The organism is Acidovorax sp. HMWF018 (assembly GCF_003061035.1).
In the GTDB taxonomy this organism is placed as follows: domain Bacteria; phylum Pseudomonadota; class Gammaproteobacteria; order Burkholderiales; family Burkholderiaceae_C; genus Acidovorax; species Acidovorax delafieldii.
In genome coordinates this window covers 1-7406 of the sequence record NZ_QAIM01000370.1, presented here as the reverse complement: position 1 = coordinate 7406, position 7406 = coordinate 1, and the positions used below count along the sequence as shown (strand labels likewise).

Here is a 7406-nt window from a genome sequence, read left to right as displayed (position 1 = left end):
AAGGGCACGCGGATCTTCTCGACCACGCCGTCCAGGTGCACGTTCTGCGCGATCCGCATGAAGTCGTCGATGTCCTTGGCACCCCATACCCAGCACACGTGGGCCCAGTAGTGCGGCACCGGGAAGTCGCCTTCTTTCTGCAAGCGGCGTTCTTGCACGTCCCGCCAGTCGTGGTTCGCGCCCCAGGCCACGCCGCAGGCAAAGCGCGGCTCCATCGCCACACTGCGCGGGCAGTAGTAGCCCCCCAGGGACACGCCTTCGCAGCCGATGCGCTTCGGGTCCACGGCGGGGTGTTGCTCCAGCCAGTCCACCACGCGGCTGGCCCAGTGCTCGGTGTCGTACCGCGCGGTCAGTCCGTGCAGGCGCAGGGCTTCGCCGGTCCCTGGCTGATCCACCACCAAGGAGGACACGCCACGGTGGGCCAGCCACGCAGGCAGTCCAACCAGGTGCTTCATTTCCTTGGTCGAGTCCAGCCCGTTGAGCTGCACCAGAATCGGCGCCCGCTGGCCCGGCCGGAGCCCCTTGGCCGGGTAATAGAGGGCAGAGAGGTGGGTTCCCTCGTACGGAATTTCCACGCGCTCCACTGGATCGCCCAGCAGGGCCGAGCCTTTGAGGAACAGCTCCAGTTCGCGGCGGTAGATGGCCAGGCGGCCCGGTGCGTTGTGCGCCTGCAGCCGCTCAGCGGTGATCAGGTAGCTCGCAGCGCGCCGGTACTTCTCACCGGCCGAAAGCATGCGACCCCGGGCTTCGTCTTCTTCGGCCAGTCCGCAGAGCTTGTCGGCCATGCGCACCCAGGTCTCGCGAAAGGCCTGCGTGCCAGCAGCATCCGGGGCCTTGGCGGCCTCTTGCAGGGGGGCGCACATCTCCTCGATCTCGCCGATGCGCGCGCCCATTTCAATGGCGAGATCGACGGACAGGTTCCAGACGTAGTTGGTGGGGAAATACTTGAACATCTATTTCAGACTCAGGGTTGGGAACTGCGGGGGCGCGGCGTGATGCCGATGCTGGCGAAGAAGCGGGCCGTGGCGGGGTCTGCGAAGTCCGGCACAAAGCGGAAGGCCCGGATCTGGCCGCCCTCGATGCGCAGCACATCGCTGCCAACGATGCGCTCCACGCCCGCCTTCTCGTACAGCGGGCTGCGCACCTCCAGCCGGGCGGTCAACTCACTGGCGCGCACCTCCACCGAAAGCACGGCGAGCCGTGCGCGCGGCTGCACCACGGTCTGGTCGATGTAGAGCGCCAGGCAGGTCGGGTTGTCCATCGGCGCAGTGCAAGCCGGGTAGTCCGATCGCTCGACATCCGGGGCGATCAGCGCACGCACCGCACCCATGTCTGCCACGTGCACGGCCTGCACATAGCGGTCGAAAACCGCCTGCGGCTCAGCGGGCGCGGCTGCATGGACCAGCGCGCTGGCGGCGAGCAGCGGGGACGCCATCAGGTAATTCTTCATCATGGTGTGCCGTGCGAGATGCGCGAGGTCAGTGCTTGATCCACAGCGGAATGGCGATCCCGATGCCCAGCACGTTGTTCTTGGTGGTATTGGCGGCGTAGAGGCCCCGCTGGTAGCTCAGGCTCACGCTGAAGGGGCCGGCGTTGTAGTTGAGCGAGGGCCCCAGCGCAAAGCTGCGTGCGCGGTTGTCCTGGATGGTGGCGCCGCCTTGCTTGTCGTCCGTGAACTGGTGAAGGTACGAACCCACCATGCCCATCTTCCAGGGGCCGACGTTCCAGCCGGCGGTGAATTCGCCCACATAGCCGCTGCCCGAGCGGTAATGGGTGGTGCTGTTTTCACGGTTCACCATCAGGCGGTTGATGAGGCCAATATCCAGGCCGCTCGGATCGGTGTGGCGAATCCCGAGCACCGGCTGGACCGAGGTGTAGCCGGTGGACACGCTGGGCCGGTGCGGGTCGTAGGAGCCATTGGGCAGCGCGAGGTCCAGGCCCGCCACGGCATAGGTCTTGTCTGTCAGGCTCCAGCGCAGCACGGCGGGCGAGACGGTGATGTTGGCCACCCCGCTGTGCCGCTCGCTGTGGCCGGCGACGTCGGTGCGCAAGGAGACGGCAGGAATCACCAGCTGCGAATACAGCCGTGCGCCCAGCACCGTCATGTCGTAGGACGCCAGCAGCCGCGTGGTGGCCGAGGTTGCGCTCAGCTTGAACGGGATGGGTCGCTTGTCGCCGTGGTTGTCATACAGACCGCTGGAGGTGGTGTGGTGCACCTGCTCCAGCACAAACAACCCGGGAATGGGCGGCAGGCCGGCCACGTATTCGCCGGTCGATCCGACCGGGAAGGGCGACACGCCCCCTTCGAAAGCCTGGGCCTGGGGTGCGCCCAGCAGGCTCAGCAACATGCAGCCCGCCGCCTGCCCGGCGCGGGAAAGTACCGTCTTCATCGTTGTCTCCTTTTTCTACGCATCCAGCCAGGCTGGGCGTGTTTTCGCTTTGCTCGACAGGGCCTCTGTCACACGGGTGGGGCCTCATCGGGTCTGCCAGGTGGCAGGACGGGAGCGAGATTAAGATCGGCCTTAACTTAGATCAAATGGATTGATTCCATTCGCAGTATTGATTTCATGAATAGCCCAGGGACTCTGCGGCCCCCTGTTGCACCTGGCTGGGTGCACGGAAGAAACCACATGCCCTCATCGATGCCTGCTGCCCATGCGCTTTAACAAACTGGACCTGAACCTGCTCGTGGCACTCGACGCCCTGCTCACCGAACGCAGCATCAGCCGCGCCGGGGAGCGCCTGCACCTGAGCCAGCCCGCCACCAGCAACGCACTGGCGCGCCTGCGCACCTATTTCGACGATGAGCTGCTGGTGCAGCAAGGCCGCACCATGGTGCTGACGCCGCGTGCCGAGGGGCTGCTGGACCCCGTGCGCGAGGTCCTGATGCGCATCGACAGCACCATCGCAGAAAAGCCCCGGTTCGACCCCGCCACATCCACCCGCAGCTTCACCCTGCTGGTGTCCGATTTCACGACCACGGTGCTCATGCAACCGCTGATCGAGCAGCTGTTTCAGGAAGCGCCCGGGGTGCAACTGCACCTCCGTGCGCAGAACAACCGGCCTGTCGAGCAGCTGGAGGAATACGGGGCCGACGTCCTCATCATTCCGGAGCAATACGCCTCGCCCAGGCACCCGAGCGTCACGCTGTTCGAGGAAACCTACCTGTGCATCACCTGGGAGGGAAACCCCCACATCTCAGAAGCGCTGAGCTTTGACGACTACCTGGCCGCCGGCCATGTGGTGGCCGACTATTCGGGCGCGCGGCACATCCCGGCGTTCGACGGCTGGTTTCTCGAACGCTTTGGCGTGAAGCGCCGCATCGAGATCTCGGCGCCCACCATGGCCGCCCTGCCCAGCCTGGTGATTGGCACCCACCGTGTGGCCACGGTGCACAAACGCATCGCCCTGCGTGCCGTTCAGCTCGGCCTGCCCGTGCGCATCTGGGAGCCGCCCCTGGAGATTCCGCCCATGCGCCAGAAGCTGCAGTGGCACCGGCACCGCGACAAGGACCCTGGGCTGGAGTGGCTGCGCGAGCGGGCCATGGCCGTGGCCGCCCGCATCTAGCCCACCCATGCCGCTGCGCTGCGCTGCGCTGCAGTGCGGTGGGGTGGGGTGGGGTGCGCAAAATGTCCCGTTTTGATCGGAAACCTGGCCGAACACCGCCGCTATGGCCGAGGTGTGCAAGCCACAATCGGAGCCCGTCCACGGCCACTTCCGCAACACCATGCCCTCTTCCCTGCGCCCCCGCGACCTCGCCCTGGCCCTGCTCGTCATCATCGTCTGGGGCCTCAATTTCGCCGTCATCAAGGTGGGCGTGGCCGGTGTGCCGCCCCTGCTGCTGGGCGCGCTGCGCTACCTGCTCGCAGCCTTCCCCGCACTGCTATTCGTCAAGCCGCCCAAGGTGCCGCTACGGCTGTACCTGCTGTACGGCATGACCATGGCCGTGGGCCAGTTTGCGCTGCTGTTCACCGCCATCCACATCGGCATGCCCTCGGGCCTGGCGTCGCTGGTGCTGCAGTCACAGTCGTTCTTCACCCTGCTGCTGGCGGCTTGGTGGCTGCGCGAAAAATGGCATGGCAACCAGGTGGCGGGCCTGGCGCTGGCAGGCTGCGGGCTGGTGCTGATCGGGAGTGCGCATGGGGCCTCCATGCCCCTGGTAGGCTTTGCGCTGACCGTGGCGGCGGCGGCGATGTGGGGCTGCGGCAATATCGTCACGCGTGCCGTGGGGCGGTATGGGCCGATGAACCAGTTTGCCTTCATCGTCTGGTCCAGCGTAGTGGCGCCGCTGCCTTTTGTGGCGCTGTCGCTGTGGCTGGATGGGCCCGCCACGGTGTGGGCGGCCGTGCAGCACCTGTCCTTCCAATCGATGGCCGCCGTGGCCTATATCGCGTGGATTTCGACGCTGCTGGGCTTCGGGCTGTGGACCTACCTCATGTCGCGCTACCCCGTGAACCGCGTGGCGCCCTTCACGCTGCTGGTGCCCGTGGTGGGCCTGACCACGGGCTGGGTGGCGTTTGGCGAGCAGTTGCTGCCCGTGCACTTTGCAGGCGCCGGGCTCTTGATGGCGGGCTTGGTGGTCAACGTGTTTGGCGGCCCGGCCTGGGCGGCCATGATGGGACGGCTGCGCGGCGCCCAGTAAGCGGTCGATCGGACGCAGGCCGCTACATCGCCAGCGGCAATTCGGTGGTCGAGAGCACGTTGCGCAGCACCATGAAAGAACGCACCTGCCGCACCCCCGGCAGGTAGAGCAGCTGCTCGGCATGCAGGCGGTTGAAGCTGTCGTTGTCGCGCGTCCGCACCAGCATGAAGTAGTCGAACTCGCCGGTGACCACATGGCATTCCATGCAGCCGGACACCTTGGCCGCCGCCTTTTCAAACTCGGCAAATGAATCGGGCGTGGAGCGGTCCAGCACCACACCAATCATCACCAGCATGCCCGCCCCCACGGCCTGGGGGTTGAGCAGCGCCACCACCTTATCGATGAGCCCCAGGCGCCTGAGGCGCTCCACCCGGCGCAGGCAGGCGGGCGGGCTCAGATGCACCTTCTCGGCCAGTGCCACGTTGGAGAGCGACGCATCACGCTGCAGCTGGCGCAGGATGGCTTTGTCGGTACGGTCCAGCTCGGCCGAGACATCAGCCTGCGGCGCATTCTTGGGACGAACTTTTGTTGCGCTCATAGGTCACCCAGAGAAATACTTATCCCTGACATTCTGATCCATCAACCTGAAACACTGAAATTTTGGAAAATTTTGCAACCACTTGACGCGCGTGTTTTTCTACGATGAAGGCACTGCAAGCCCCCCCCGCTTGCGCCCCCTCTTCATCGACCGGAACACCGCCATGAACCTGCAGAAATTTGCCCGCCACCCGCTCACCTTCGGCCCCTCTCCCATCACGGCGCTGCCGCGCCTGTCGGCCCACCTCGGCGGCAAGGTGCACCTGTATGCCAAGCGCGAGGACTGCAACTCGGGCCTCGCCTTCGGCGGCAACAAGACGCGCAAGCTCGAATACCTGATCCCCGAGGCGATTGCGGGCGGCTACGACACGCTGGTCTCCATCGGCGGCATCCAGTCCAACCAGACGCGCCAGGTGGCCGCCGTGGCTGCACACCTGGGCATGAAGTGCGTGCTGGTGCAAGAGAACTGGGTGAACTACTCCGACGCGGTGTACGACCGCGTGGGCAACATCGAGATGAGCCGCATCATGGGCGCCGACGTACGCCTGGACGCAGCGGGCTTTGACATCGGCATCCGCCCCAGCTGGGAGCAGGCCATGGAAGACGTGAAGAAGGCCGGCGGCAAGCCCTTCCCCATCCCCGCAGGCTGCTCCGAGCACCCGTACGGTGGCCTGGGCTTTGTGGGCTTTGCCGAAGAAGTGCGCCAGCAAGAAAAAGAGCTGGGCTTCCAGTTCGACTACATCGTCGTGTGCTCGGTCACGGGCAGCACGCAGGCGGGCATGGTGGTGGGCTTTGCGGCCGACGGCCGGGCGCGCAAGGTGATCGGCATCGACGCCTCGGCCAAGCCCGAAAAAACCCATGCCCAGGTGCTGCGCATCGCACAGAACACGGCCAAGCTGGTGGAGCTGGGCCAGGAGATCACGGCCGACGACGTGATCCTGGACACCCGGTACGGCGGCCCCGAGTACGGCCTGCCCAACGAGGGTACGCTCGAAGCCATCCGCCTGTGCGCCCGCCAGGAGGGCATGCTGACCGACCCGGTGTACGAAGGCAAGTCCATGCACGGAATGATCGACATGGTGCGCAAGGGCGAATTCCCCGAAGGCTCCCGCGTGCTGTATGCGCACCTGGGAGGGGTGCCGGCGTTGAACGCCTACAGCTTTCTTTTTCGCAACGGCTGATGCGTCCAGCGAGCAGCGACGGCTGGCACAGCTGGCCGGGCTGTCGTTGATCTGAGCACCTGTTCAAAGGGCCCCTGACCGCCAGGCAAGGGGCCCGCCCGTTCCCTCGATCCAAGGAGCCCCCATGAAGTGCTTGCAGCTTGTCAGTCGGCGTAGCGTGATCCTCGTGGGGTGGCCCTTGCAGGGCTGGGAATGGGCCCCTTGCGGCTGGCGCACGCCGACGGGTACCCCGCCAAGCCCGTGCAACTTGTCGTGCCCTTCCCGCCTGGGGGCGCTGTGGACATCGTGGGCCGCACCATCAGCAAGAAGCTGAGCGACCGGCTGGGCCAGCCCATCGTGGTGGAGAACAAGGCGGGCGCTGGTTCCGTGGTGGGGGCAGCGTATGTGGCCAATGCGCCTGCCGATGGCTACACGCTGCTGATCAGCTCCGGCTCCACCTTCACCGTGAACCCCGCGCTGAACGCCAAGCTGCCTTACGACCCCGTCAAAAGCTACGAGCCCGTCGGCCTGGTCGCCCGGGTGCCGCTGATTCTGCTGGCCCACCGCGATGTGCCGGTCAACAACCTCCGGCAGCTGATCGCCGCCGTGCAGCGCACGCCCGACAAGTTCTCCTACGGCTCGTTCGGCAACGGCACCACGGGGCACTTTGCCGCCGAGCTGACCTGGTCGGCCGCCGGCATCAAGCTGATGCATGTGCCCTACCGGGGCAGCGCCCCTGCCATGGCCGACCTGATGGGCGGGCAGATTCCCTTCACCATCGACACCGTGGCGGCAGCGCTGCCACAGCTCAAGGCGGGCAAGATCAAGGCCATTGCGGTGACGGGCGCCACGCGGGCCACGCAGCTGCCCGACGTGCCCACCGTGGCAGAAAGTGGCTTTACCGGCTTCTCGGCCGATTCCTGGCTGGCCGTGGTCGCGCCGCGTGGCCTGCCCGCCGAGGCCAAGGCCAAGCTGCACAAGGCACTGGCCGATACGATGGCGGACGCCGAGATCCGCAGCAAGCTCATCGCCGCAGGGCTGGAGCCGTCTTACGCCACGGGCGATGC

The 7406-nt window shown here is 66.1% G+C and carries 8 protein-coding genes; 4 read left to right on the top strand and 4 right to left on the bottom strand.

Going from position 1 to position 7406, the window contains the following annotated elements; all coding sequences use genetic code 11:
* The 3 genes from DBR23_RS14405 to DBR23_RS14395 all read right to left on the bottom strand — a co-directional run.
* A partial coding sequence (locus DBR23_RS14405) for a S9 family peptidase (RefSeq protein WP_108498709.1) occupies positions 1-953 on the bottom strand: 953 nt, incomplete at its 3' end.
* A gap of 11 nt (positions 954-964) precedes the next feature.
* Entirely contained in the window at positions 965-1453 is a 489-nt protein-coding gene (locus DBR23_RS14400) for a hypothetical protein (protein WP_108498708.1), read from the bottom strand.
* 25 nt (positions 1454-1478) lie between these two features.
* The gene (locus DBR23_RS14395; RefSeq protein WP_233250462.1) at positions 1479-2390 is read right to left on the bottom strand and encodes a transporter; all 912 of its coding nucleotides are present in this window, start codon (positions 2388-2390) and stop codon (positions 1479-1481) included.
* A 265-nt stretch (positions 2391-2655) separates the two neighbouring features.
* Here DBR23_RS14395 and DBR23_RS14390 point away from each other — a divergent pair, with 265 nt between their 5' ends.
* A complete protein-coding gene (locus DBR23_RS14390; RefSeq protein WP_056065468.1) occupies positions 2656-3567 on the top strand; it encodes a LysR family transcriptional regulator in 912 nt (303 codons plus the stop codon).
* A 160-nt stretch (positions 3568-3727) separates the two neighbouring features.
* Positions 3728-4642: an EamA family transporter gene (locus DBR23_RS14385; RefSeq protein WP_108498711.1), complete on the top strand. Its 915-nt coding sequence runs from the start codon at positions 3728-3730 to the stop codon at positions 4640-4642.
* 22 nt (positions 4643-4664) lie between these two features.
* Here the strand turns inward: DBR23_RS14385 and DBR23_RS14380 are convergent, their stop codons facing one another.
* Positions 4665-5180: an Lrp/AsnC family transcriptional regulator gene (locus tag DBR23_RS14380; RefSeq protein WP_108498707.1), complete on the bottom strand. Its 516-nt coding sequence runs from the start codon at positions 5178-5180 to the stop codon at positions 4665-4667.
* A 163-nt stretch (positions 5181-5343) separates the two neighbouring features.
* Between DBR23_RS14380 and DBR23_RS14375 the strand changes: the two genes are divergently transcribed.
* On the top strand, positions 5344-6360 hold the full coding sequence (locus tag DBR23_RS14375) for a 1-aminocyclopropane-1-carboxylate deaminase (protein ID WP_108498710.1): 1017 nt from the start codon (positions 5344-5346) through the stop codon (positions 6358-6360).
* Between the two features lie 192 nt (positions 6361-6552).
* Positions 6553-7406, top strand: an 854-nt coding sequence (locus tag DBR23_RS14370) for a tripartite tricarboxylate transporter substrate binding protein (protein ID WP_108498706.1), incomplete at its 3' end; no start/stop codon positions are given.